19 protein-coding genes are annotated in these 23,273 nt (G+C 69.4%); 14 read left to right on the top strand and 5 right to left on the bottom strand.

What is annotated here, in order from left to right:
• Positions 1-254: 254 nt before the first annotated feature.
• From ACRDPS_RS03230 to ACRDPS_RS03205, 6 genes are all read left to right on the top strand, one after another.
• Positions 255-1,556 carry a DUF222 domain-containing protein gene (locus tag ACRDPS_RS03230; RefSeq protein WP_431500176.1) on the top strand — a complete coding sequence of 434 codons (1,302 nt, stop codon included), beginning with the start codon at positions 255-257 and terminating at the stop codon, positions 1,554-1,556.
• Between the two features lie 105 nt (positions 1,557-1,661).
• Positions 1,662-2,411 (top strand): FkbM family methyltransferase, encoded by a 750-nt coding sequence (locus ACRDPS_RS03225; RefSeq protein WP_431500175.1) that lies wholly within the window; start codon positions 1,662-1,664, stop codon positions 2,409-2,411.
• Positions 2,412-2,582: 171 nt separating this feature from the next.
• Entirely contained in the window at positions 2,583-3,908 is a 1,326-nt protein-coding gene (locus ACRDPS_RS03220; protein ID WP_431500174.1) for a hypothetical protein, read from the top strand.
• 199 nt (positions 3,909-4,107) lie between these two features.
• Positions 4,108-5,328, top strand: coding sequence for a quaternary amine ABC transporter ATP-binding protein (locus ACRDPS_RS03215; RefSeq protein ID WP_431500173.1), 1,221 nt, complete (start codon positions 4,108-4,110; stop codon positions 5,326-5,328).
• The gene (locus ACRDPS_RS03210; protein ID WP_431500172.1) at positions 5,321-6,256 is read left to right on the top strand and encodes an ABC transporter permease; all 936 of its coding nucleotides are present in this window, start codon (positions 5,321-5,323) and stop codon (positions 6,254-6,256) included. The genes ACRDPS_RS03215 and ACRDPS_RS03210 overlap by 8 nt, the downstream gene beginning before the upstream one ends.
• A gap of 101 nt (positions 6,257-6,357) precedes the next feature.
• Positions 6,358-7,233, top strand: coding sequence for a glycine betaine ABC transporter substrate-binding protein (locus tag ACRDPS_RS03205; RefSeq protein ID WP_431500171.1), 876 nt, complete (start codon positions 6,358-6,360; stop codon positions 7,231-7,233).
• Between the two features lie 68 nt (positions 7,234-7,301).
• Here ACRDPS_RS03205 and ACRDPS_RS03200 read toward each other — a convergent pair whose 3' ends face one another.
• Entirely contained in the window at positions 7,302-7,883 is a 582-nt protein-coding gene (locus tag ACRDPS_RS03200; protein ID WP_431500170.1) for a dihydrofolate reductase family protein, read from the bottom strand.
• 62 nt (positions 7,884-7,945) lie between these two features.
• On the opposite strand from ACRDPS_RS03200, the gene ACRDPS_RS03195 reads away from it, so the two are divergent.
• Positions 7,946-9,013 (top strand): NAD(P)H-dependent flavin oxidoreductase, encoded by a 1,068-nt coding sequence (locus ACRDPS_RS03195; protein ID WP_431500169.1) that lies wholly within the window; start codon positions 7,946-7,948, stop codon positions 9,011-9,013.
• A gap of 56 nt (positions 9,014-9,069) precedes the next feature.
• Entirely contained in the window at positions 9,070-9,591 is a 522-nt protein-coding gene (locus ACRDPS_RS03190; protein WP_431500168.1) for a mycothiol transferase, read from the top strand.
• Between the two features lie 10 nt (positions 9,592-9,601).
• Here the strand turns inward: ACRDPS_RS03190 and ACRDPS_RS03185 are convergent, their stop codons facing one another.
• Positions 9,602-10,258: an SDR family oxidoreductase gene (locus ACRDPS_RS03185; RefSeq protein WP_431500167.1), complete on the bottom strand. Its 657-nt coding sequence runs from the start codon at positions 10,256-10,258 to the stop codon at positions 9,602-9,604.
• A gap of 173 nt (positions 10,259-10,431) precedes the next feature.
• Here ACRDPS_RS03185 and ACRDPS_RS03180 point away from each other — a divergent pair, with 173 nt between their 5' ends.
• The 4 genes from ACRDPS_RS03180 (at position 10,432) to ACRDPS_RS03165 (ending at position 13,076) form a co-directional block, all read left to right on the top strand.
• Entirely contained in the window at positions 10,432-10,839 is a 408-nt protein-coding gene (locus ACRDPS_RS03180) for a DUF6069 family protein (RefSeq protein ID WP_431500166.1), read from the top strand.
• Between the two features lie 10 nt (positions 10,840-10,849).
• Positions 10,850-11,947 carry a sensor histidine kinase gene (locus ACRDPS_RS03175; protein WP_431500165.1) on the top strand — a complete coding sequence of 366 codons (1,098 nt, stop codon included), beginning with the start codon at positions 10,850-10,852 and terminating at the stop codon, positions 11,945-11,947.
• Positions 11,944-12,552, top strand: a complete 609-nt coding sequence (locus ACRDPS_RS03170) for a response regulator (RefSeq protein WP_431500164.1) — start codon at positions 11,944-11,946, stop codon at positions 12,550-12,552. The genes ACRDPS_RS03175 and ACRDPS_RS03170 overlap by 4 nt, the downstream gene beginning before the upstream one ends.
• 137 nt (positions 12,553-12,689) lie before the next feature.
• Positions 12,690-13,076, top strand: a complete 387-nt coding sequence (locus tag ACRDPS_RS03165; RefSeq protein ID WP_431500163.1) for a hypothetical protein — start codon at positions 12,690-12,692, stop codon at positions 13,074-13,076.
• Between the two features lie 16 nt (positions 13,077-13,092).
• On the opposite strand, the gene ACRDPS_RS03160 is transcribed toward ACRDPS_RS03165, so the two are convergent.
• Together ACRDPS_RS03160 and ACRDPS_RS03155 are read right to left on the bottom strand one after the other, a co-directional pair.
• Complete coding sequence (locus ACRDPS_RS03160; protein ID WP_431500162.1) at positions 13,093-13,470, bottom strand: YdeI/OmpD-associated family protein; 378 nt, start codon at positions 13,468-13,470, stop codon at positions 13,093-13,095.
• Between the two features lie 23 nt (positions 13,471-13,493).
• On the bottom strand, positions 13,494-15,002 hold the full coding sequence (locus ACRDPS_RS03155) for an alpha/beta hydrolase (protein ID WP_431500161.1): 1,509 nt from the start codon (positions 15,000-15,002) through the stop codon (positions 13,494-13,496).
• A 157-nt stretch (positions 15,003-15,159) separates the two neighbouring features.
• Here ACRDPS_RS03155 and ACRDPS_RS03150 point away from each other — a divergent pair, with 157 nt between their 5' ends.
• A complete protein-coding gene (locus tag ACRDPS_RS03150; RefSeq protein WP_431500178.1) occupies positions 15,160-15,951 on the top strand; it encodes an HAD-IIA family hydrolase in 792 nt (263 codons plus the stop codon).
• Between the two features lie 51 nt (positions 15,952-16,002).
• Positions 16,003-21,585, top strand: coding sequence for a carboxyl transferase domain-containing protein (locus ACRDPS_RS03145; RefSeq protein WP_431500160.1), 5,583 nt, complete (start codon positions 16,003-16,005; stop codon positions 21,583-21,585).
• A 21-nt stretch (positions 21,586-21,606) separates the two neighbouring features.
• On the opposite strand, the gene ACRDPS_RS03140 is transcribed toward ACRDPS_RS03145, so the two are convergent.
• Positions 21,607-23,253: an acyl-CoA dehydrogenase family protein gene (locus ACRDPS_RS03140; protein WP_431500159.1), complete on the bottom strand. Its 1,647-nt coding sequence runs from the start codon at positions 23,251-23,253 to the stop codon at positions 21,607-21,609.
• Between the last annotated feature and the right edge of the window lie 20 nt (positions 23,254-23,273).

The following is a 23,273-nucleotide window of genomic DNA, read 5'->3' as shown; positions in this document are numbered from 1 at the left end:
GGGGTTCGCCGCCGACCCGTTCTTGATTGTTTCTCGATCGCGTACCGCGTCAAGGACGGGCCTTCGGCCCGCCGGCTTCGCCGGCCGCTTCGCGGTCCTGGACCCGGCACGCGATCGAGAAAGATTTCGCCTGTATCGGGGCGGCGGCGAGGGTGTGGCGCAACGGCACGAGACTTGTTCGCTGACCGCATAACAGGGGACTGACCTGCACAAATGGGTCGCTATGGTGCTGCTTCTGGCGTATAATGCTGGGTATGAACGAGACCATCGACCAGCTACTTGCCGGGCCGCCTGCTGGTGTGTCCGAGGGTGTGTTGGTCGACTGGATCGCGCGGCTCGAAGAGGTCAAGTGTGTGGCGGAGGCGGTGCAGGCAGAAGCCTCGGTACGGCTCGAGGAACTCGCTCGGGAGCGTCAGGCTGCCGTGGGGGTTCCTGTCCGCAAGCGCGGCGAAGGGGTGGCTTCCCAGGTGGCGTTGGCGCGGCGGGTCTCACCGGCTCGAGGGGCCAAGCTGCTCGGTCTTGCCAAGATCCTGGTCTCCGAGATGCCGCACACCTTCGCGTTGATGAAGGCCGGCCGGTTCTCCCAGTGGCAGGCCACCATCGTGGCCCGCGAGACCGCGTGCTTGTCGTTGGAGGACCGTCGGGTCATCGACTACGAGCTCTGTTCCTCTGGTGCCGATGGCGAGACGCCGAAAGCGGTGTCGATGGGGCTCAAGGAGCTCGAGAACGCGGCCAAGAAGCTCGCGATCGGCCTCGACCAAGCATCCGTGGTCAACCGGGCCGCGAACGCGGAGAGGGACCGTCGGGTCAGTCTCCGGCCGGCACCGGACACGATGACCTGGCTCGGTGGGTTGCTGCCGGTCAAGGACGGGGTCGCGGTCTACGCCGCGCTCGACCAGGCCGCCAAGGCCGCTCAGGCTGCCGGGGATGGGCGGACCCGGGGCCAGGTCATGGCCGACACTCTCGTCAACCGGGTCACCGGACGCGAAACCACCGACGCGAGGCCTCGGATCGAGGTCAAGGTCGTGATGAGCGCCGACGCCCTCACCAACGAGGGCGACCAGCCTGCCTTCGTGGAGGGTTATGGGCCCGTCCCCGCGACCTGGGTCCGTGAGGCACTCGCCGATGCCGATGTCTTCGTCCGGCGCCTGTTCACCGACCCGGTCGGTCGGCTCGTCGCGATGGAGTCCCGTTCCCGGAAAGCACCCGACGGGCTCGCGGAGTTCATCACCACCCGCGACGGTGGGATCTGCCGCACGGTCGGGTGTGATGCCCCGATCCGCAACATCGACCACGTCGAACGTCATGCCGACGGCGGCAAGGCCACCGCGCAGAATCTCCAAGGTCTGTGCGAGCGATGTAATCAAGCCAAGGAAGCGATCGGCTGGCAGGCCAGACCAGGACCCGACGGCAGCATCATCACCATCACACCCACCGGGCACACCTATGTCAGCCCACCACCCGACACCTGGGGACAGCAACACCCTCCACGACGCCTGTCCCGAGCCGAGTTCATGCTGCGCGACGTACTCCTCGACTACGACCTCGCCGCCTGATCCACGATGCCCAGGGTTCGACTCGAGTTTCAGAACGAGCCCTATGCTCCGAGACCAGCCAACGGCGGCTGGGGCCGAAGACCTCCCGATGTGAAGGTGCACGAGATGGCGTACGCGACGACCGAAGACGGGCATCGGATCTATGTGCGGCCGACCGATCCACGGGCCATCGGGCTGATCGCCAACAGGGGCCGCATCATCCGTGGCTCGCTCGAGCTGTGGCGGGTGGCGCTCGGCCTGCACGGGTGGGCGACGGTCATCGACATCGGGGTCAACTATGGCGAGATGCTCGTCGGCGTGGACATCCCCGAGGGCGTGGAACTGATCGGGTTCGAGCCCAACACCGCCTTGCACAAGGTGCTCCACAAGACCCTCGAAGCCCGCGGGATCTCGATCGACCTGCGGTCTCAGGCCGTGGCCGACAAGGCCGGCACCGCGAGGTTCGCGGTCGACCGGACCTGGTCGGGGACGTCGTCCCTCTACGACGAGCGCCACGACGGGTCGGCCCGTTGGCAGTTCCGCGAGGTCGAGGTCACCACGCTCGACGAGGTGCTCGGTGTCAGCGGCCGCGCGTTCTGCGTGAAGGTGGACGTCGAAGGGTTCGAACGCGAGGTCGTCGATGGTGCGGCGAAAGCACTGGCCAACACCTCCCACTGGGCCCTGATGCTCGAGATCGAGCACATGGACCGCGGCTACCTGGCGGAGCTGGCCAGGACGTACGACGTGTTCGTGAAGGAGAAGGAGACCACCTCGCTGCGGCGGGTGCCCGGCGAACGGATCGCCGTCGAGGAGCTGCTCGACGACTCCACGCTGCACCGGCAGGACTGTGTTGTCCTGAGCCCTTCCTTGTCTTGAGCACTTCGTTGTCTTGAGCCCTGCCTGTCCTGGCTCGCTGGTCGACGCGGGCCGGCGGGTCGTCGGGCGCTGAGGCGGTGGATATCGGCTGAGCCGTTGTGCGCGGAGTACGAGACGAGTCGTGCTCCGTTTCCGGGACGCCGGTCTCGAGATGGACTTACTCTCAAAGACATGCCTCGTGCGTCAGCCGCCGTCCTCGCCCTGCTCCTGACCGCTTCCGCACTGGTCGCCACGACCGGACCGGCGATCGCCGACCCCGAGCCACCCGGCGACCAGCCGCTGCCGGGCTACACGATCAGCAACCCGCCGGTGGCGCCGATCGTCGTCGGTGGGCAGGAGACCACGGTGCGTCAGGGGGTGCACGAGCACGCTGCGTACATTCTCGAGGTGCCGGAGGACTGGAACGGCGAGCTGGTGATGTGGGCCCACGGCTACCGCGGGCTCGGCTACACGCTCGTGCCCGAGACTCCGGGGTTCGAGCTGCGGCGTACGTTCCTGGAGCAGGGATACGCCTGGGCGGCATCGAGCTACTCGACCAACGGCTACGACGTCGGATCAGGGGTGCGCTCGACCCGGGACCTGGCGACGTACGCCTCCAAGGTCCTGCCCCGCCGTGCGACCCGCACGTACGTCACCGGGGTGTCGATGGGCGGGCACGTGATCGGGCGCTCGCTGGAGCAGTATCCGGGCTTCTACGACGGCGCGCTGCCGATGTGCGGGCAGCTGGGGGACGTGGAGCTGTTCGACTACTTCGTCGACTACAACCTGGGGGCGCAGGCGCTGGCCGGTCACGATGCCTACCCCTACACCGAGGACTATCGATCCGTCGATATACCGGTGATCAAGGAGCGGCTCGGTCTCGACGGTGCGCTGACGCCGGAGGGGGAGCAGCTGCGCGCGATGACCATCGAGCGCAGCGGTGGCCCGCGCCCGGGGGATGAGGCGGCCTTCGGTCAGTGGAAGGACTACCTGCTCACGCTGCCGGCGGTCGACGATGGCGGCACGCTCGCGTTCAACATCTCCCGGGTCGCGACCAACCGCAGGACCGTCTACACGCCGAGCTCGCCGGTCGACCTCGACTCCGAGATCGAGCGGATCGACCCCACCGACCCGGCCGGGCGGTACAGCCACCGCCTGAACGCGCCGTCGCGGATCTCCGGTCGCCCCACCGCACCGGTGGTGAGCCTGCACAACCTCGGCGACATGTTCGTGCCGTTCTCGCTGGAGCAGATCTACCTGCGTGAGGTGAACCGGCACCACCGCGGCGGCCTGGTCGTGCAGCGGGCGATCCGGTCGGCCGGGCACTGCGAGTTCAGCCCCGCCGAGGCCACGGCCGCCTGGGACGACCTCGTCGACTGGGTCGAGCGCGGTGACCGGCCGGCAGGGGACGACGTGCTCGACCCGGCGGCCGTCGCCGCCCCCGACTACGGCTGTGCGTTCACGGACCCCGCTGCGTACGGAACAGGGTCGCGCGGCCTCTACGCGCGCTGCCCCTAGGCTGCCGTCGGAATCTCGCCGTTGGAGCGACGGTTCTGCTCCCTTCCGGCGCGGAGGTGTTGATCCAGGTACGATCTGGTAACAGAACGCGTTTGGGTTTGCGTGCGTTGTCGTGACTGTGATCGGCTCGCTGATGGTCCACTTCCGCTCGGGGCAGGTGGCATAACAGAAGTAACACCCGCCGAGACGAGGGGGCTATGTGCCAGCAATCGAGGCACACCACCTGTACAAGGTATTTGGCCGCAAGGGCCGCGAGGGCGTCAAACGCCTCGAGGCCGGCGACGATGCCGCCGATCTGAAGAAGGCGGGGCTGACCCCGGCGGTCATCGACGCGTCGTTCTCCGTCGAGGAAGGCGAGATCTTCGTCGTCATGGGCCTGTCCGGGTCCGGCAAGTCGACGCTGATCCGCATGATCAACGGACTGCATCCGCCTACGGCGGGGCATGTCGAGGTCTACGGCGAGAACCTCACCGCCGCCTCCGGGAAGAACCTGCGACGGATGCGCCGCGAGCGCATCAGCATGGTGTTCCAGCACTTCGCGCTCTTTCCGCACCGCACCGTGCTCGACAACGCGGCCTACGGCCTGGAGACCCAGGGCGTCGGCAAGGACGAACGCCGTCAGCGTGCGCACGACGCGTTGGAGATGTCCGGGCTCACCGGCTGGGACGACCACCTGCCGAGCGAGCTCTCCGGCGGCATGCAGCAACGCGTCGGTCTGGCCCGCGCGCTCGCGGCCGACACCGACATCCTGTTGATGGACGAGGCCTTCAGCGCCCTGGACCCACTGATCCGCCGCGACATGCAGGACCAGCTGATCGAGCTCCAGCAGAAGCTGGGCAAGACGATCCTGTTCATCACCCACGACCTCAACGAGGCCATGCGGATCGGTGACCGGATCGCGATGATGCGCAACGGTCGCATCGTCCAGATCGGGACGGCCGAGGAGATCCTCACGGATCCGGCCAACGACTACGTCGCCCAGTTCGTCGCCGATGTCGACCGCACCCGAGTGCTGACGGCGTCGTCGGTGATGGAGCCGCCGGTCACCGTCCTCGGTGCCGACCAAGGGCCGCGTGTCGCCCACAAGCTGATGCGCGAGCACCAGATCCCGGCCATGTTCGTCGTGGGACGGGACCGCACCCTCAAGGGGTACGTCACCGAGAGCGACGTCGGCAACAACCTCGACAAGGCCGACATCAGCGAGCTCATGAAGCCGGTCTCGGAGACCGCGACCGTCTCGGCCGACACGACGATCTCGGACCTGTTCGGGCCGGCGGCCGAGTCACCGGCGATCGCTGTGCTCGACGACGCCGGGCGTCTGATCGGCGTGATCCCGCGGATCACGCTGCTCTCGGCTCTCGGTGCGTACGCCGAGGTGGAGGCCAACGCCGGCGAGGCCAAGGAGGCTGTCGATGCTTGAGATACTCAACCCGTTGGTGACCGTGCCGACGATCCCGGCAGGCGAGAAGGTCGAGGAGGCGTTCGACTGGCTGAAGACCAACTTCGAGTTGTTCTTCGACACCGTCGGCAACGGCATCGAATCCTCGGTCGAGGGTATGCACGACATCCTCATGGTTCCGGACCCCCTGATCGTCACGGTCCTGCTGGGCCTGCTGGCCTGGCTGGTGCGCGACTGGAAGCTCGGGGCCGGCACGGTCATCGGGTTCGTTCTCATCCAGACTCTCGGCGAGATGTGGGAGCCGGCGATGTGGACGCTCGCCCAGATCCTGCTCGCCGCCGTGATCGCCCTCGTGATCGGTGTCCCTGTCGGGATCGCAGCGGCCAGATCCGCCACCGCGAGCAGGATCGTCCGTCCGGTCATGGACTTCTTGCAGACGATGCCGGGCCTGGTGTGGCTGGTCCCGATGATCGGCCTGTTCGGTATCGGCAACGCCGCGGCGATCGTCGCCACCGTGATCTTCGCGATCGCACCGTCGGTCCGGCTCACCGAGCTCGGCATCCGCCAGGTCGAGAGCGAGGTCGTGGAGGCCGGTCAGGCGTTCGGCGCGACCTCTCGCGCGATCCTGAAGAACATCCAGCTGCCACTGGCGATGCCGACCGTGATGGCCGGCGTCAACCAGGTGATCATGCTGGCGCTGTCGATGGCGGTCATCGCGGGCATGGTCGGCGCGGACGGCCTCGGAAAGGAAGTCACCGGAGCCTTGGCGCAGGCGAACGTCGCGCAGGGCTTCGACGCAGGTTTCGCGATCGTGATCCTGGCCATCTTCTTGGACCGGCTCACCGCCTCGGTCGGTTCGCGGCGTCCCGGGCATGGCCGGATCAAGGAGCTGCGTGAGCGGTTCTCCCCGAAGCCGAAGTCTCAGGACAAGACGGCTGCGGCCGCCTGACCCATCAACTCAAGAACTCTCGGGACCGTGAGCACCTCAGGTGCTCCACCCCTATGGAAGGAAATTAGATGTTTGGCACGACAACCAAGCGAATCGCCGCCATGGCTGTGGCGACGGGCCTGGGTCTGAGCCTGGCGGCTTGCGGGTCCGACGACAGCGGCAGCGGCGGTGACGAGGGCAAGGGGACCGTCACCCTCGGGATCATCCCGTCGTGGACCGACGGGCTGAGCACCGCTCTCCTGTGGGAGAACGTCCTCGAGGAGAAGGGCTACGACGTCGAGATCGAGGAGCTCAGCGAGGCCGGCCCGCTGTACGAGGGCCTCGCCGGTGGCGACATCGACGTCTACCCGTCGGCCTGGCCCGAGGTCACCCACAAGGCCTACATGGAGAAGCACGGCGACGACCTCGAGGACCTCGGCTCCTACTACGACAACGCCAAGCTCACCCTGGCGGTGCCTGAGTACTCCGAGCTCAAGTCGATCGAGGACCTGGTCGGCAAGTCCGGCGACTACGACGGCACCATCGTCGGCATCGAGCAGGGCGCCGGCCTCACCGCGGCCGTCCAGGACAAGGTGATCCCCGAGTACAAGCTGGCCGAGGACGGCTGGGAGCTCCAGACCTCCTCGACGAACGCCATGACCACGGCTCTCAGCAACGCCGTCGAGGCCAAGGAGGACATCGTCGTCACGCTGTGGCGTCCGTTCTGGGCCAACGCCGAGTTCGGCATGCGCGACCTGGAGGACCCGAAGGGAGCTCTCGGTGAGGCCGAAACCCTCAACGAGGTCGCCAACAAGGACTTCAGCGGAGAGTTCCCGGAGGTCGCCGAGATGATGGGCAAGGCCAAGCTCGACGACGAGCAGTACGGCGCCCTCGAGAAGGGCGTCGTCGACGCCGGCGACGACGAGGACGCTCAGAAGGAGGCCGTCGCGACCTGGATCAAGGAGAACCAGGACTGGGTCGACGGACTCGGAGCCTGATCGTTCCCACAGCACCAACAATGCGCCCGCTCCTCCGTTCGGAGGGGCGGGCGCTTGTGTCCGACCTTCTAGCGTACGACGTCGTAGACGAGCTTGGTGATGCCGTTGGCGTACGTCTGCGAGTCGAGCAGCTTCAGCATCTGCTTGTCCTTGTCGGTCTCGCTCCACATCCGCTTCCCGGCGCCGAGGACGACGGGGAAGACGAGCAGGTGGTAGCGGTCGATCAGGCCGGCGTCGGAGAGGTTGCGGGCGAGCTCGGCACTGCCGGCGACCAGGATCGGACCGCCCTCGCCCTCCTTGAGCGCCTTGACCTCATCGAGGGACGTCAGGACGGTCTGCGGGCCCCAGCTGTCGACCAGGGCGCCTTCGGTGATGGTGGTCGAGACGATGTACTTCGGGATCTCCTTGACCACCGCGAAGTCCTCCATGTCTGGCCAGATCGGCGCGAACGCCTCATAGCTGCGACGCCCGAACAGCATCGCCCCGGCCTCCTGCATCTCGGTGCCCTTGATCTCGTAGGCCTCCGGCAGGAACTCGAGGTCTTGGAAGGTCCAGCCGCCGCTTCGGTGCGTCTCCGTGGCAGAGCCACCGCCGGGGGAGTCGACGACGCCGTCGATGGACACGAACGCAGAGTAGATGAGGGTGCGCATGGTCTGATCCTGCCGCTCCCGGTCGGGTGGCGCCAGTGGATTCGGGCGCTAACGTTGCGCGCGTGACCGCCCGACGACGTGCTCAGGAATTCTGCGAGGCGTACGGCCTCTCGATGCCGATCCTTCAGGCGCCGATGGCGGGTGCGTGTCCGCCGGAGTTGGCTGCCGCGGTCGCCGAGGCCGGGGGGATGGGCGCGGCCGGGGTGGTGCTCGACTCGCCGGAGAAGATCTCGACGTGGGCGGAGGAGTTCCGGTCGAGGTCGCGGGGGCCGTTCCAGCTGAACATCTGGATCCCCGACGCACTCGACGACGACCCCGCCAAGATCTCCGCCGCCGAGGAGTTCCTCGGTGGGTTCGGTACGCCGGGTCCCATCCAGCCGCCGGGGCCCTCGTTCGAGGAGCAGTGCGAGGCGATGCTCGCCGCCCGGCCACGCGTGATCTCCTCGATCATGGGGCTCTTCCCACCGGCTTATGTCGACCGTCTGCACGAGGCCGGGATCGCCTGGTTCGCCTGCGCCACGACCCTTGCCGAGGCCCAGGCGGCTGCGGCGGCGGGCGCCGACGCCGTCGTCGCGCAGGGGCTCGAGGCCGGCGGGCATCGCGGTGTCTTCGAGGCGGACGCGGCCGAGCGTAGGGCTGTCGGCCTCTTCGCGCTGCTGCCGCACATCGCCGACGGGGTGGACGTGCCGGTCATCGCCGCCGGTGGGATCGCGGACGGTCGCGGGGTCGCAGCGGCGCTGACCCTCGGCGCGAGCGCCGTGCAGGTCGGCACCGCTCTGCTGCGATCCCCGGAGACCGGGATCGCGGGGGCCTGGGCGGCGTCGCTGGACGGCCTCGCGCCGGAGGACACGGTCACCACGCGGGCGTACTCCGGACGGCTCGGTCGCGCCGCTCCGACTCCCTATGTACGCTCCTGGGCGGCCTCGGGTGCGCCTTCGCCCGCGCCGTACCCGCATCAGCGTGCCCTGGTTTCCCGGTGGCGCCGAGGAACGCCCGACCCTGGCGCCGAGGTGCCCCTGGACCGCGCCAACCACTGGGCCGGGCAGGCGGCCGCCCGTGCCGTAGCCGAACCAGCCGCCGACGTGGTGACCCGGATGTGGACCGAGGCCCAGGCGCAGCTGCCGGCCTGACCCGGCACTGCTGCTGTGCTGGTTCGGCGTGACTGCCCAAGGTGTAGAACAAGGGCATGAGCGCAACTTGGCCCCAGAGACTGCTCGCGGACGGCTTCGGCCGGATCGCGGAGACCCTTCCCGCCATCGTCGACGGTCTGTCGGTCGACGACCTGCTGTGGCAGCCGTACGACGGCGCGAACTCGATCGCCTGGACCCTGTGGCACATCGGCCGGATGGAGGACGCCCAGATCGCGCCGATCGTGGGCGGCGAGGAGGTATGGATCCGGGACGGATGGGTGGAGCGGTTCGGGCTGCCCTACGAGCCCGGCGCGATGGGTTATGGCCAGGGCGCGGAGGAGGTCGGGGCGTTCCGGCTGGAGGACCCGAAGCTGCTGACCGACTACTACCAGGCCGTCCATGAGGCCACGAGCGAGCTCGTCGACGGACTGAGCGAGGAGGACCTCGGCCGGGTCGTCGACGACCAGTGGGACCCGCCGGTCACCGGTGCCGTGCGGCTGGTCAGCATCGTCGACGACGCCGCCCAGCACATCGGCCAGGCGGCGTACGTCAAGGGTCTTCTGGGGCTTCGCGGCTAGGCGATCCCGGTTAGGAGGTCGCGGCGGCGATGGCGTCGCCGACCGAGGCGTCCCCGGAGACCAGGTCCCACTGCTTGCCGATAGTGGCCTCCTCATCGAGCACCGCGGCGACCACCGCGGCCACGTCGGCGCGCGGGATGGAGCCACGCTCGAGCTTCGCGCCCAGGCTCACCAGCCCGGTCGCCGGCTCGTCGATGAGAGTGCCGGGACGCAGGATGGTCCAGTCGAGGCCGCTGGCGCGCACGGCGACGTCGGCGTCACGCTTGGCCGCGACGTACGCCTTCCACACCTCGGCGGCGTCCTCGGGGACCGGCTCGTCGGCACCGATGGCCGAGACCTGCACGAACCGCCGGATCCCGGCGGTCTCGGCTCCCGCGATGGACTTCGTCGAGCCCTCGAGGTCGACGGTGCGCTTGCGCTCGATGTTGCCGTCAGGGCCGCCGCCGGCGGTGAAGACCACCGCGTCGCAGCCTGCGAAGGCCGCGGCGAAACCGTCGGCGTCCTGGGCCTCGATGTCGAGCAGCCCGACCTCGGCCCCGAGCGCCTCGAGCTCGGTTCTGTAGTCCTCGCTGCGTACGAGCGCGAGCGGGGTGTGTCCCGCGCGGGCTAGGAGCGGATGGAGCTCAAGGGCGACCTTGCCGTGGCCGCCGACGATGGCGATGCGCATGCCTCCACCTTAGGCATGACTGCCGCAGTCATCTGGCACTGTCTTCTGCGACTGTCTTCTGCCACTGACAATTGTCACTGCCAGGTCCGGACAATCTGATCTGACGTCGGGGGTCCCTCGGACGCGAACCTTGAGTCACTACCCACCACGGGTGGCAGAGACGGAGGAATCGCATGACGACCGTGACGAACGAGACCCAGCAGCGTATCCGGGTCGGATGGCTTCAGGTCCTGACGGTGGCGGCCGTCGCGGCCATCGCGGCGACGATCACCTGGGTGCTGTGGACCCAGGCCGGGGGAGTGATCCTCGAGGCGAAGTCCGGCAGCGGATCCCAGGAGATCGGGATGGTGTCGGTGATCGTGAGCAGCCTGGTGATCGCGCTGGCGGGCGGCGCGCTGCTGCGGTGGTGGCAGGGCCGCTCCGAGCGCGGCACGAGGCGGTGGACGATGGTGGCTGTCGGGATCGCGGTGGTCTCGATGATCACCCCGACGAGCGCGCTCACCATGGCCGCCGGGCTGGGCCTGACGAGCCTGCACGTCGTGGTCGCTGTTGTGGTCATCGCCGGTCTGCGGCGCCGGTAGGGTGACGACCGTGTCCGGCCTGAGGTGTCACATCCAGCGCCACGGTGTGGTGCTGGTGTGGCTGCCGGTGCTGCTTCTCTTCCCGCTGCTCAGCCTCTCGGACGGCGCGATGCGGGCGGTCGGCCAGGTCGTCCTGGTCGGGGCCGTCGCCACCGTCGGGGTGGCCGCCGTGCTGGCGAGCGGTATCGCCGGGCCTGCGCCCCGACCGGCGGGGCGAGTGGTCGCCCTGCTGGTTCTGCTCTTCGCCCTCGTCGCGCTCGCCGCACTGCAGGGCGAGGGTTGGCAGACGGTCTGGGGCGTCCTGGCCATCATCGCACCGGTGGCGCTGCGCGGCTGGCGACTGGTGCTGGCCCTCGCGCTGGCCACGGCCGGTGTCGCGGTCTCGATCGCGGTCATCGAGGGCGTCGGAGACGCCTACCTGATCAGCGTCGGAGGCATCCTCCTCAGCGGAGTGACGACCACGTCGTTCCTGCGCCTCCTCGAGGCCATCGAACAGCTCCGCCGCACCCGGGAGGAGCTGGCCCAGGTCGCTGTGGCCGAGGAGCGGGCCAGGATGTCGCGCGACCTGCACGACCTGCTCGGCCATACGTTGAGCGTGATGGTCGTCAAGGCCGAGGCCGTACGCCGCCTGGCGGCCCGCGACCCGGAGGCTGCCGCCGCGCACGCGGCTGACATCGAGGAGGTCGGGCGGGCCGCGCTGGTCGACGTCCGGGCCGCCGTGGACCAGATGAAGACACTCTCCCTCGCCGAGGAGCTCGACGGGGCCCGTCGCGCGTTGGACGCCGCCGGGATACGTACGTCGGTGACCCCGGCTCCGCCCGAGATGCCCGACATCGCCGGGCAGGCGCTCGCCTGGGTGGTGCGCGAGGGCGCCACGAACGTGCTCCGTCATTCCGGGGCGGCGAGCTGCCGCTTCGAGCTCACCGAGGACGGCGGCGAGTTCCGGCTGGCCGTGGTCGACGACGGGATCGGCGGCCCGGTGGGCTCCGGTGAGAGAGCCGGCGGTCTCGAGGGTCTGCGGCAGCGGCTGCGCACCGTCGACGGACGTCTTGACGTACGGCCGGGGTCCGACGGGTTCCGGCTCGAGGCAAGCGTGCCCGCATCGTGATCCGCATCCTGATCGCCGAGGACCAGGCGATGATGCGTGGCGCGCTCGCCGTGCTGCTCGGTCTCGAGGACGACCTCGAGGTGGTCGCACAGGTCGGGACCGGCACCGAGATCGTGCCGGCAGCGCTGGAGGTGCGCCCTGACGTGGCCCTGCTCGACATCGAGCTGCCCGGGCTCAGCGGCCTCGAGGCTGCCGCGGAGCTGGCCGAGCGGGTGCCGGAGTGCCGGGTGATGATCCTGACGACGTTCTCCCGGCCCGGGTATGTCCGTGAGGCGATGGCCGCGGGGGCCCTCGGCTTCCTGGCCAAGGACGGGCCGGTCGAGGAGCTGGCCGACGCGATCCGCCGGGTGCTGCGCGGTGAGACGGTCCTCGACCCCGCCCTGGCCGCGGCGACGCTCCGCTCGGCTCCGAACCCGCTGACCTCGCGTGAGCGAGACGTGCTCGCCGCCTCCGAGGACGGCTCGAGCATCGCCGACATCGCCGGCAGGCTCTTCCTCTCGCCGAGCACCGTACGCAACTATCTCTCCGCCGCGATCGGCAAGACCGGCACCCGCAACAAGACCGAGGCCGCTCTCGCCGCACGTCGCAACGGCTGGCTCGGCTGACCGGGAGAGGTCACGGCGGCGGGCGAAAAATTTCGCCCGCCGCCGGACGCACTGGATCAGGTCGGCGGCGTCGATGTTATCGATCGGTGATCAGCCCAGCGGCGACGTCTGGGGCGGCTCGGGGCATGCTATGCCTCATGCGACTTACCGAGCACGAGCTCACCGTGGCCCTGACGGGGGCGGCGAAGACGGTGCTGGCCTCCAGCAGGAGAGGACGCAAGCGCGGCGCGGACATCGACCAGACCTGGGACGAGATGGACCGCTTCAAGCGCTTCAAGCTCCTGGACGGGATCGGCACCCAGATCTTCCCCGTGCTCACCGACCTCCCCGACGTCGACGTACCGGTCGGCGGGCGTCCGTCCTTCTCCGAGCAGGAGGTCCGAGAGTCCGTCGAGCGGCAGCTCGGCGACGACATCGGCCGGCTCCGCCGTGCCGTCGTGGTCAAGACCCGCGTCACGCTCGTCCAGACCGCCCTCTCCCACCTGCCGCCACGGGTCGAGGGCGACCTGCGCCAAGACGAGTGACCGCAGACCGGGCACCTCAGGTCCAGGGGTTGTCCCAGCGACCGTCGGCCCGCGCTGCCTCGACCTCGGCCAAGCCGCCGGGACGCATGCGGCCCTCAGTGGTGAGGCGCTCGACCTTGGAGATGTTGATCCGGGACCACTTCGAGCGCGGACGCCGACGGGTGTAGCGCTGCAGGTAGGTCGTCTCATCGCCTCGGCGGCGTACGGCGGAGATCCAGCCGAAGCAGAGGCCGACGTCGACCAGCTCGTCGGAGGACAGGGAGGCCGGCTCGATGCCCTTGCGAGTCAGCCGCAGCCACACGGCACGTGTCTCGGCTGCGGCCGACTCGAAGAAGGCCTCGACCTCGGCCACCGACGGCCGGTCCAGCACCGGCTCGCCGTCGATGGTCTCCATCCGGCCAATCTAGCGGGCTCAGATCAACGTGGGGCGGCGTCGGCCGAGCAGTGGTAGTCGCGCGACGGCCGCTCGCCCGTGGTCAGATACTTGGTCACCGCGTGGTTCGCACAGCGGTTGCTGCCGCCCGGGTAGACGCCGTGGCCGCTCTGGTCGGCGGTCACCATCGTGGCCCGCTTGCCCAACGCCTTCCGCATCTCACGCGCACCGGCGAGCGGTGTCGCCGGGTCGCGGAGGTTCTGCACCATCAGGACGTTGGCTGGGCCCCGGTCGGTGATGCGGACCTGCGGTTCGGCCGGGTCCGGCCAGTACGCGCACGGCGTGACGTTGGCTCCGGAGGCGCCGAACAGCGGGTACCGGATCCGGTCTGTGGCGACGTTGCGCTGGTAGGTCGCGACCGACTTCGGCCAGCGCGCGTCGTTGCAGGTCATGTAGTAGCGGCCGGAGATGAGGTTGTCCGCGTCCGTCGCGGCGCCGCCTCCGGGCAGCGGTGGCGGCGGCTGGTTCGCGTCGACCGCCTGCCAGATGCCGGCGAGCAGCGGCAGCTGGGTCGGGGCGTACAGCATCCCGAAGTTGATCAGCCGGAACGCGACGTGGTCGAAGGGACCGTCCGGAGTCGGGATCGGCTTCTTCTCCAGCTGCTCGGCGAGCTCGAAGTACTTCGCTCGTACCTGCGCCGGTGTCTTGCCCAGGCCGTACTCGCGGTGGTTCGCCGCAGCGAACTTCGCGAAGGCCGGGAAGGTGTCCTCGACGCCCTGCGACCACAGCCGGTCGCTCGCGTAGTCCCAGCCGCCCGGGCCCATGTTGCTGTCGAGCACGATCCGGTCGCTGCGCTTCGGGAACAGAGTTGTGTAGACCGCGCCCAGGTGGGTTCCCCAGGAGGCGCCGGCGTACGACAGCTTCGACTCGCCCAGGGCCACCCGGATCCGGTCCATGTCACGTGCGGTGTTGGCCGGACTGACGTGCGGCAGCATCCAGGATGTCTTGGACGTCGCGCACTGCTCGGCGATCTGCTTGCTCTCGGCTGCCCGTTCGGTCACGTCGGCGGCGTCGAGAGCGTACGGCGGGATGCTGCCTGTGACCTCTTGTTCCGGGGTGATGTCGCACGTCACCGGCGTGCTGCGGCCGATCCCGCGCGGGTCGAACCCGATCACGTCGTAGCTGTCCTGGACACTCTGCGGGAGGCCGGTCGCTACGAGCAGCGCGGGGTAGCTCTCTCCAGCGGCGGGCCCACCGGGGTTGGTCACCAGGATGCCGCGCCGCTTCTCCGGCTTCTTGCTCGGCAGTCGCGAGACCGCGATATCGATCTTCCGCCCGTTGGGATCGCTGTAGTCCAGCGGGACCTTCAGCGTGCCGCACTGCATACCTTTCGGGATCGGTACGGGGGAGATCTCAGCGGGGCACTTCTCCCACTTGATCGTGTCCGGCGACTGGGTCTGTGTCTCGGCCGGGCCGGCCACCGAGACCCCTGGGACGAGCGCGGCCGCCAGCGAGACGACAGCGACGGCCAGCGGAACTAGGGTGCGTTTCATTTCTTCCTCCGAGGATGCTGGTGGGACGGTGTCAGTCTTCGCTGATCGGAGGGTGGGAACATCTGGCCGAAGAACATTCCCGGGTGACCGAAAGCACTATTGACCGGTGGGGAAAGTAGTAGTTGGCGGTGAGGCCGGGATCGGCGAGGATGGCTCCGTGATCGACGAGCGCCCCATCAAGACATGGCTGACGGACATGGACGGCGTCCTGGTGCGCGAGGAGGAGCCGATCCCGGGCGCCGCCGAGTTCCTGGCGAAGCTGTCCGAGGAGTCGGTGCCGTTCATGGTGCTGACCAACAACTCGATCTACACCCCTCGAGACCTCCGCGTCCGGCTGCTCCGGTCCGGCCTGGACGTACCCGAGAAGTCGATCTGGACCTCGGCCCTCGCGACCGCCCAGTTCCTCGCCGACCAGCGGCCTGAGGGTTCGGCGTACGTCGTCGGTGAGGCCGGTCTGACGACCGCCCTGCACGCGGTCGGGTACGTGATGACGGAGAACGACCCCGACTACGTCGTGCTCGGCGAGACTCGTACGTATTCGTTCGAGGCGATCACCCGGGCGATCCGGCTGATCGAGGGCGGGGCCAGCTTCATCGCGACCAACCCGGACCCGAGCGGACCGAGCCCGCAGGGCACGCTTCCCGCGACCGGGTCCGTTGCCGCGCTGATCAGCGCAGCGACCAGGCGGGAGCCCTACTACGTCGGCAAGCCGAACCCGCTGATGATGCGCAGCGCCCTCAACCAGCTCGAGGCACACTCCGAGACGACGGTGATGATCGGCGACCGGATGGACACCGACATCATCAGCGGCCTCGAGGCCGGGATGCGCACCATCCTCGTCGAGACCGGGTCCACCAGGCCCGACCAGATCGAGACCTTCCCCTTCCGGCCGACGCGCGTGGTCAGCTCCATCGCCGACGTGCTGCCGCTGCTCGACGCTGGGGAATAGCCCACAAGGAATCCCCGAGAAGCCTGTCGGAGTCGAGCGGTCACAGGAGCGGTGTCAGATGAAAGGGTCTGCACCGTGCCACAGGTCTCTCGAATTGCCATCGTCAACCGCGGTGAAGCCGCGATGCGTCTGATCCATGCCGTACGCGACCTCAACGCGCGGGATACATCCGACGGGACGATCCGCACCATCGCGCTACACACCGACGTCGACGCCGGATCGGCGTTCGTACGTGAGGCCGACGAGGCCCATCTGCTCGGTGCCGCCGCCGACCGGCCGTACCTCGATCTTGCCGTCCTCGAGCAGGCACTCATCGCCTCCGGGGCGGATGCCGCCTGGGTCGGCTGGGGCTTCGTCGCCGAGGACCCTGCTTTCGCCGAGCTCTGCGACCGGCTGGGCGTCACCTTCATCGGTCCCAGCGCCGAGGCGATGCGGAAGCTGGGTGACAAGATCGGCTCGAAGCTGATCGCCGAGGAGGTCGGTGTCCCGGTGGCTCCCTGGAGCCGCGGCGGTGTGGACGACCTCGAGTCGGCACTGGCCAGCGCCGAGGAGATCGGCTATCCGCTCATGCTCAAGGCCACCGCCGGTGGTGGCGGTCGCGGCATCCGGAAGGTCACCTCCGGTGCCGAGCTCGCCGAGGCGTACCAGCGAACCCGGGACGAGGCGCAGCGGGCGTTCGGCAGCGGCGTCGTCTTCCTCGAGAAGCTGGTCACCGACGCCCGCCACGTCGAGGTCCAGGTGATCGCCGACGGCCAGGGCACCGCCTGGGCGATCGGCGTGCGCGACTGCTCGGTGCAGCGGCGCAACCAGAAGGTCATCGAGGAGTCCGCCTCCCCGCTGCTGACCGACGAGCAGGCCGCCGACCTCAAGGCGTCGGCCGAGCGCCTCGCCAACGCCGTCGGCTACGCCGGCGCGGGCACCGTCGAGTTCCTTTACCACCCGGGCGAGAAGACGTTCGCCTTCCTCGAGGTCAACACGCGCCTCCAGGTCGAGCACCCCATCACCGAGATCGTGACCGGCACCGACCTGGTCGCGTTGCAGATCCAGGTTGCGTCCGGCGTGCCGCTCACCGGCGACCGACCGGGCGAGCGGGGCCACGCGGTCGAGGCCCGGCTCAACGCCGAGGACCCGGACCGCGACTTCGCACCCGCTCCGGGCCGGATCAGCCGCCTCGAGTTCCCCGCCGGCCCCGGCATCCGGGTCGACACCGGCGTGGCCGAGGGTGACACCATCCCGGCCGACTTCGACTCGATGATCGCCAAGGTGATCGCCTGGGGCGCCGACCGCGAGCAGGCCCTGGCCCGCCTACGCCGGGCGATGGGCGAGACCACCGTCATCATCGACGGCGGCGCGACCAACAAGAGCTTCATCCTCGACCTCCTCGGCCAGCCAGAGGTCACCACCGGCAGCCCGGGCTGGGCCGACACCGGGTGGATCGACCGGGTGCGCGGCGAGGGGCGGCTCCAGGCGGCCCGGCACGCCGGCGTCGCGCTCGTGGCCGCCGCGATCGAGGGTTATGACGAGGCGGAACGGGGTGAGATCGCGAGGATGCTGCAGACGGCCCAAGGTGGCCGCCCCCAGGTCCAGCACGACCCGGCCCGCACCATCGAGCTCAAGCTGCGCGGTGGGACGTACGCCCTGACCGTCCGGCAGTCCGGACCGGCCCGCTACCAGGTCACCATCACCGCCGGCGGCGAGCGACGGACCCTCACCGCCACCCTCGACCGGATCGACGAGGTGCACGGCCGGCTCACCGTCGACGGCCACCGCTACCGGTTGGTGACCGCCACCCACGGCCCCGTCCATCTGGTCGAGGTCGACGACGTGATGCATCGGGTCAGCCGCGACGAGGGCGGCATGGTCCGCGCCCCCGCGCCGGCTCTGGTCGTGTCCACGCCGCTCGCCGTCGGCGACGTGGTGGCAGCCGGTCACCCGGTGCTGGTGCTCGAGTCGATGAAGATGGAGACCGCGCTGACCGCGCCGTTCGCCGGCCGGATCAAGGAGCTCCTGGTCCGGGTCGGGAGCCAGGTCGAGACCGCGGCGCCGCTGCTGCGCCTCGAGCCGACCGGCTCTGCCGAGGGCGAGCAGGAGACCACCGCTCGCCTGGCCGACCTCGATCTGCCCGTGCCCACCACCGAGCCCGGCCGCAGCAACGGTGCGCTGGCCGACCTGAGCAGCCTGCTGCTCGGCTACGACGTCGAGGAGGATCAGCGCCCGGCGTTGCTCGCCGCGCATCTGGCTTCTCGCTCCGCCGGCGCGCCCGCGGACACCCTGCGCCGCGAGATGGACCTGCTGTCGCTGTTCACCGACTTCGCCGAGCTCAGCCGCAACCGCCCGGCCGGTGACGAACCGTCCACCGAGCTGCGCGTGCACAGCTCGCGGGAGTACTTCCACACCTACCTGCGCAGCCTCGACCCCGACCGGGGCGCACTGCCGGACCACTTCCGAGACAAGCTGCAGCGGGTCCTCGCGCACTACGGGGTCGCCGACCTCGAACGTACGCCGGAGCTCGAGCGTGCGGTGTTCCGTGTCTTCCTCGCCCAGCAGCACCCCTCCGACGTCGACGTCGCGATCGGGGTGCTGCAGCGTTGGCTCGGCGACCCGCCGCCGGCGACGGAGGACGCCGCCGCGGTCCGCGCGCTGCTCGAGCGGATCGTGCGCGCCACCCAGCGCCGTTTCGCCGTGGTCGGCGACCTGGCCCGCTCGGTCCGCTTCGGCTGGTTCGATCAGCCGCTGGTCGACGACGAGCGCCGCGCGGTGCTGGAGGGTGTGCCGGCCGAGGTCGCCGCCCTCACCGACCCGGACGCCCCCGACCGGGCCGCCCGCATCGACGCACTTGCGGCCGTCCCCGAGCCACTGGTCGGCTTCCTCCGGGACCGGCTGGTCGAGGGACTTCCCGAACGCGAGCCGCTGTTGGAGGTGTTGATCCGACGGCACTACCGCGACCACCACCTGCACGACCTGACCGTCACTGGCACTGGCACTGGCACAGGCGATGGCGATGGCGGCGGACGCCAGGTCGTGCACGCCGAGTACGCCACGGACGAGAAGGGCGCGACCCGCGTGGTGTCCACCATCGGCGACGTGACGGAGCTCGCCCACCCCGAGGGCCGGCTCGGTGCCGCCATCACCTCGGTGCTGGCCTCCGACCACGACGACGTCGTCGAGATCTACCTGCGCTGGACGGACGCGCCCGCCGATCCGGACTTTGCGTCGGCCGAGCTCGCCAAGATGCTCGCCGGGCAGGAGTTCGCCCGCCGCGCCCGCCGTGTCTCGGTCGCGGTCTGCAATGCCGCGCCACAGCCGGTCGACTACTTCACCTTTCGCCACCAGGGAGACGGCTCCGCCGACACCTCGACCGGCGAGCTTGCGGAGGCTGAGCTGGTTGAGGACGGGCTGGTCCGGGGCATGCACCCGATGGTCGGTCGCAGGCTCAACCTGTGGCGCCTCAGCGAGTTCGACGTCACCAGGCTCGCCGCGCCCGACGACGTCCTGCTCTACGAGTGCGTCGCCCGGGCCAACCCTGCCGACCGCCGTCTCGTCGCGGCCGCCCAGGCCCGCCAGCTCGCCGTGGTCCGCGACGACGAGGGCAGCGTGATCGCGCTGCCGCACGTGGAGCGTGCCGTGGAGAACTGCCTCGAGGCCATCCGCCGCGTACGTACCGCTCGGGGCCGTGAGGGCACCAAGCTCGACGTCAACCATGTGTGGGTGACGGTATGGCCTGTGGTCGAGGCAGATCTCGACCAGATCACGGCGCTGCAGAGCAAGATCACACCGCTCAGCGAGGGCACCGGGATCGAGGAGGTGCTCGCCGAGGGCCGCGTGGCATCGCCGGACGGCGGCGACCCGACCCGGCTGGCGATCCGCTTCCACGCCAAGCCTGGTGCGGGTGTCGTGGCAGACGTCATCGAACCGCCCACCGAGCCGCTCGCCCCGATGGACGAGTACGCCGCCAAGGTGCTGCGCGCCCGGCGCCGCGGCCTCGTCTACCCCTACGAGCTCCAGCGTGCCCTGGCGGGCAGCGGCACGGTCGTCGAGCACGACCTCGACGCGGACGGCGTGCTCGTACCCGTCGATCGTGCTCCCGGACTCAACAGCGCCGGCATCATCGTCGCCGTCGTGACCACCCCGAGCTCTCTCTACCCTGAGGGCATCAGCCGAGTCGTGCTCTGCGGTGACCCGCTCAAATCGCTCGGCGCGCTCTCGGAGCCCGAGTGCGCCCGGGTGATCGCCGCCATCGACCTCGCCGAGCGGATGAGGGTCCCGGTCGAGTGGTTCGCGGTCTCGGCCGGTGCCCGGATCTCGATGGAGAGCGGCACCGAGAACATGGACTGGGTCGCCGCCGCGCTGCGCCGGATCGTCCAGTTCACCCAGGCCGGCGGCGAGATCAACATCGTCGTCGCCGGGATCAACGTCGGCGCCCAGCCGTACTGGAATGCCGAAGCGACCATGTTGATGCATACCAAGGGCATCCTCGTGATGACCCCGGACAGCGCGATGGTGCTCACCGGCAAGCAGTCGCTCGACTTCTCCGGCGGGGTGTCGGCCGAGGACAACCACGGCATCGGCGGCTACGACCGGGTGATGGGCCCGAACGGTCAGGCGCAGTACTGGGTGCCCGACCTGGCCGGTGCCTTCCGGGTGCTCATGGCGCACTACGAGCACAGCTACGTCGTCCCCGGCGAGACCGGGCCGCGCCGTGCGCCGACTTCTGACCCGATCGACCGCGACGTGTCGTCCTTCCCGCACGCGGGTGACTTCGCATGCGTCGGCGAGATCTTCTCGGCCGAGCACAACCCCGACCGCAAGCGTCCCTTCGACATCCGCACGGTGATGCGGGCGTTGGCCGATGCCGACCACGAGATGCTCGAGCGGTGGGCCGGCATGGCCGATGCCGACACCGCCGTGGTCGTCGACACCCGGATCGGCGGCTATCCGGTCAGCCTGGTCGGCATCGAGTCCAAGCCGGTGCCGCGCGCCGGCTTCCCTCCCACCGACGGCCCGGACACCTACACCGCGGGCACCCTGTTCCCGCGGTCGTCCAAGAAGGTCGCGCGCGCGATCAACGCGGCATCGGGCAACCGGCCGCTGGTGGTGCTCGCCAACCTGTCCGGCTTCGACGGCTCCCCGGAGTCCATGCGCAACCTGCAGCTCGAGTACGGCGCCGAGATCGGCCGCGCGATCGTCAACTTCCAGGGCCCGATCGTCTTCTGCGTCATCTCCCGCTACCACGGCGGCGCGTTCGTGGTGTTCTCCAAGCACCTCAACCCCTCGATGACCGTGCTCGCCATCGAAGGTTCGTACGCCTCCGTGCTGGGCGGCGCGCCCGCGGCGGCCGTCGTGTTCGCCGCGGAGGTCTCCAAGCGGGCGGCGGCGGACTCACGGGTCGCCGCGCTCGAGGAGCGCATCGACCATGCCGAGGACGGGGAGCGCGGCGCCCTCGTCGTCGAGCTGGCCGAGCTCCGCGCCCAGCTGCGGGCGGACAAGATCGCCGAGGTCGCGGCCGAGTTCGACGGCGTGCACGACATCCACCGCGCCGTCGAGGTCGGCTCGGTCGACGAGGTGATCGCGGCGAGCGACCTGCGACCCAAGGTGGTCGAGGTCATCGAACGGGCGTGGGGCCCGGCAGACTAGGGGAGCGCGACGGCGAGAGCTTCAGCCGATCACCCCAGCGGGCACCCGCTCGAGAATGCCGGGGGCGTCTACGCCGCGGGGCAGGGTGCCGAAGGCTATCCCCCAGCTACCACCCAGCCGTGATGCGACGAATGCATCGGCGACTGCGGCGGAACTGTGCCGAACGAGCAGGCTGGCCTGGAACACCAGGGCCAGCCGCTCGACGAGGCCACGCGCCCCGAACTCCAGCTCGGCGGAGTCGATCCCATCGGCGGCGAGGTCTTTTTCCAGACCCGCGACAACCGCGTCCAGCCGCAGGTCCGCACCCGACGCCAGGCGCAGCTCGTCGAAGAAGGACTCGACCGTCTCGGGCTGGCGCCGGATCACTCGAAGCACGTCCAGTGCCGCTACGTTTCCGGAGCCTTCCCAGACCGACTGCAGCGGTGCTTCACGGTAGAGCCGCGGCATTCCGGAGTTCTCGATGTATCCATTGCCTCCCAGGCACTCCAGCGCCTCGCCGACCACCGCCTGGGCGCGCTTGCACACCCAGTACTTCGTGACGGCCAGGCCGAGTCGGCGTACGCCGGCGTCGGATTCGGAGACCTCCGCCCGATCGGTCGCGCCGCCCAGTCTCATCAAGGCAGCTACGGCAGCCTCCGATTCGAGGGTCAGGTCGGCCAGCACGTTGCGCATCAGGGGCTGGTCGATGAGCAGGTTGCCGAATGCTCTGCGGTGCTGGGCGTGGTGCACGGCGCGCACCAGTCCATTGCGCATGAACGCCGAGCTGAGCACCACGCAATTGAGGCGGGTGAAGTTGACCATCTCGATGATCGTGCGCACGCCTTGGCCTTCCTCTCCGACGCGCCACCCGGTAGCGCCGTGGTACTCGATCTCGGCCGAGGCGTTCGACCGGTTGCCGAGCTTGTCCTTGAGTCGCTCCAGGCGGATCGGGTTGCGTGTGCCGTCGGGAAGAACTCGGGGCAGCAGCAAGCAGGTGAGCCCCGGCTCGGTCTGCACCAGGGTCAGGAATCCGTCGCTCATCGGTGCGGACGTGAACCACTTGTGGCCCACCACCTCATAGGTCCCGTCCGTTCGTTCCACGGCTCGGGAGATGTTCGCCCGCGCATCGGACCCGCCCTGGCGTTCGGTCATCGACGTCCCGAGGACCAACCCGGACTTGTCGTCCATGGGACGTAGCTCCGGGTCGTAGTCGGCGCTGGCCAGACGCCGCGCGTAGGCATCGGCCAGCTCGGGTGCGTGGCGCAGGGTCGGTACGGCGGCGTACGCCATGCCGATCGGGCACATGTGGCCGGACTCGGCCTGCCCCCACGCGAAGGCCTTCGCGGTACGGGCCGCGTGCGCGCCCGGTCGGTCGTCGAACCAGGGTGCCGCGTTGAGCCCGAACTCGAAGGCCTTCGCCATCAGCGAGTGGTACGCCGGGTGGTACTCCACGTCGTCGCGGCGGTGGCCGACTGTGTCATAACGCTGCAAGCTCGGCGCGTGCTCGTTGGCCAGCCGGCCCCACTCCTGCACCTCGCGGCTGCCCGCCGCGCGACCGATCTCGGTGAGGTCGTCGAGCGCCCAGCCTGCACCTTCCCTGACCAGGCCTTCGCGAAGTGCTGGATCTTCGGACACGTCGTAGTCGATCATTTCCGGAGTCTGGTTGAGCACCTCGTTGCCGTGGTACATGGTGGTCTCCTGAAGTGGGC

The sequence above is a fragment of the Nocardioides sp. genome (genome assembly GCF_050699375.1).
Taxonomy (GTDB): Bacteria; Actinomycetota; Actinomycetes; order Propionibacteriales; family Nocardioidaceae; genus Nocardioides.
The sequence above is the reverse complement of the archived record's forward strand: the minus strand, read 5'-3'. Positions and strand labels throughout refer to the sequence as shown.

What these genes read in the sequence shown, in the direction of transcription:
- ACRDPS_RS03230 (WP_431500176.1), top strand. Translation starts at nt 255, where the DNA reads ATGAACGAGACCATCGACCAGCTACTTGCCGGGCCGCCTGCTGGTGTG.
- ACRDPS_RS03225 (WP_431500175.1), top strand. Translation starts at nt 1,662, where the DNA reads ATGGCGTACGCGACGACCGAAGACGGGCATCGGATCTATGTGCGGCCG.
- ACRDPS_RS03220 (WP_431500174.1), top strand. Translation starts at nt 2,583, where the DNA reads ATGCCTCGTGCGTCAGCCGCCGTCCTCGCCCTGCTCCTGACCGCTTCC.
- ACRDPS_RS03210 (WP_431500172.1), top strand. Translation starts at nt 5,321, where the DNA reads ATGCTTGAGATACTCAACCCGTTGGTGACCGTGCCGACGATCCCGGCA.
- ACRDPS_RS03205 (WP_431500171.1), top strand. Translation starts at nt 6,358, where the DNA reads ATGGCTGTGGCGACGGGCCTGGGTCTGAGCCTGGCGGCTTGCGGGTCC.
- ACRDPS_RS03200 (WP_431500170.1), bottom strand. Translation starts at nt 7,883, where the DNA reads ATGCGCACCCTCATCTACTCTGCGTTCGTGTCCATCGACGGCGTCGTC.
- ACRDPS_RS03190 (WP_431500168.1), top strand. Translation starts at nt 9,070, where the DNA reads ATGAGCGCAACTTGGCCCCAGAGACTGCTCGCGGACGGCTTCGGCCGG.
- ACRDPS_RS03185 (WP_431500167.1), bottom strand. Translation starts at nt 10,258, where the DNA reads ATGCGCATCGCCATCGTCGGCGGCCACGGCAAGGTCGCCCTTGAGCTC.
- ACRDPS_RS03180 (WP_431500166.1), top strand. Translation starts at nt 10,432, where the DNA reads ATGACGACCGTGACGAACGAGACCCAGCAGCGTATCCGGGTCGGATGG.
- ACRDPS_RS03165 (WP_431500163.1), top strand. Translation starts at nt 12,690, where the DNA reads ATGCGACTTACCGAGCACGAGCTCACCGTGGCCCTGACGGGGGCGGCG.
- ACRDPS_RS03160 (WP_431500162.1), bottom strand. Translation starts at nt 13,470, where the DNA reads ATGGAGACCATCGACGGCGAGCCGGTGCTGGACCGGCCGTCGGTGGCC.
- ACRDPS_RS03155 (WP_431500161.1), bottom strand. Translation starts at nt 15,002, where the DNA reads ATGAAACGCACCCTAGTTCCGCTGGCCGTCGCTGTCGTCTCGCTGGCG.
- ACRDPS_RS03140 (WP_431500159.1), bottom strand. Translation starts at nt 23,253, where the DNA reads ATGTACCACGGCAACGAGGTGCTCAACCAGACTCCGGAAATGATCGAC.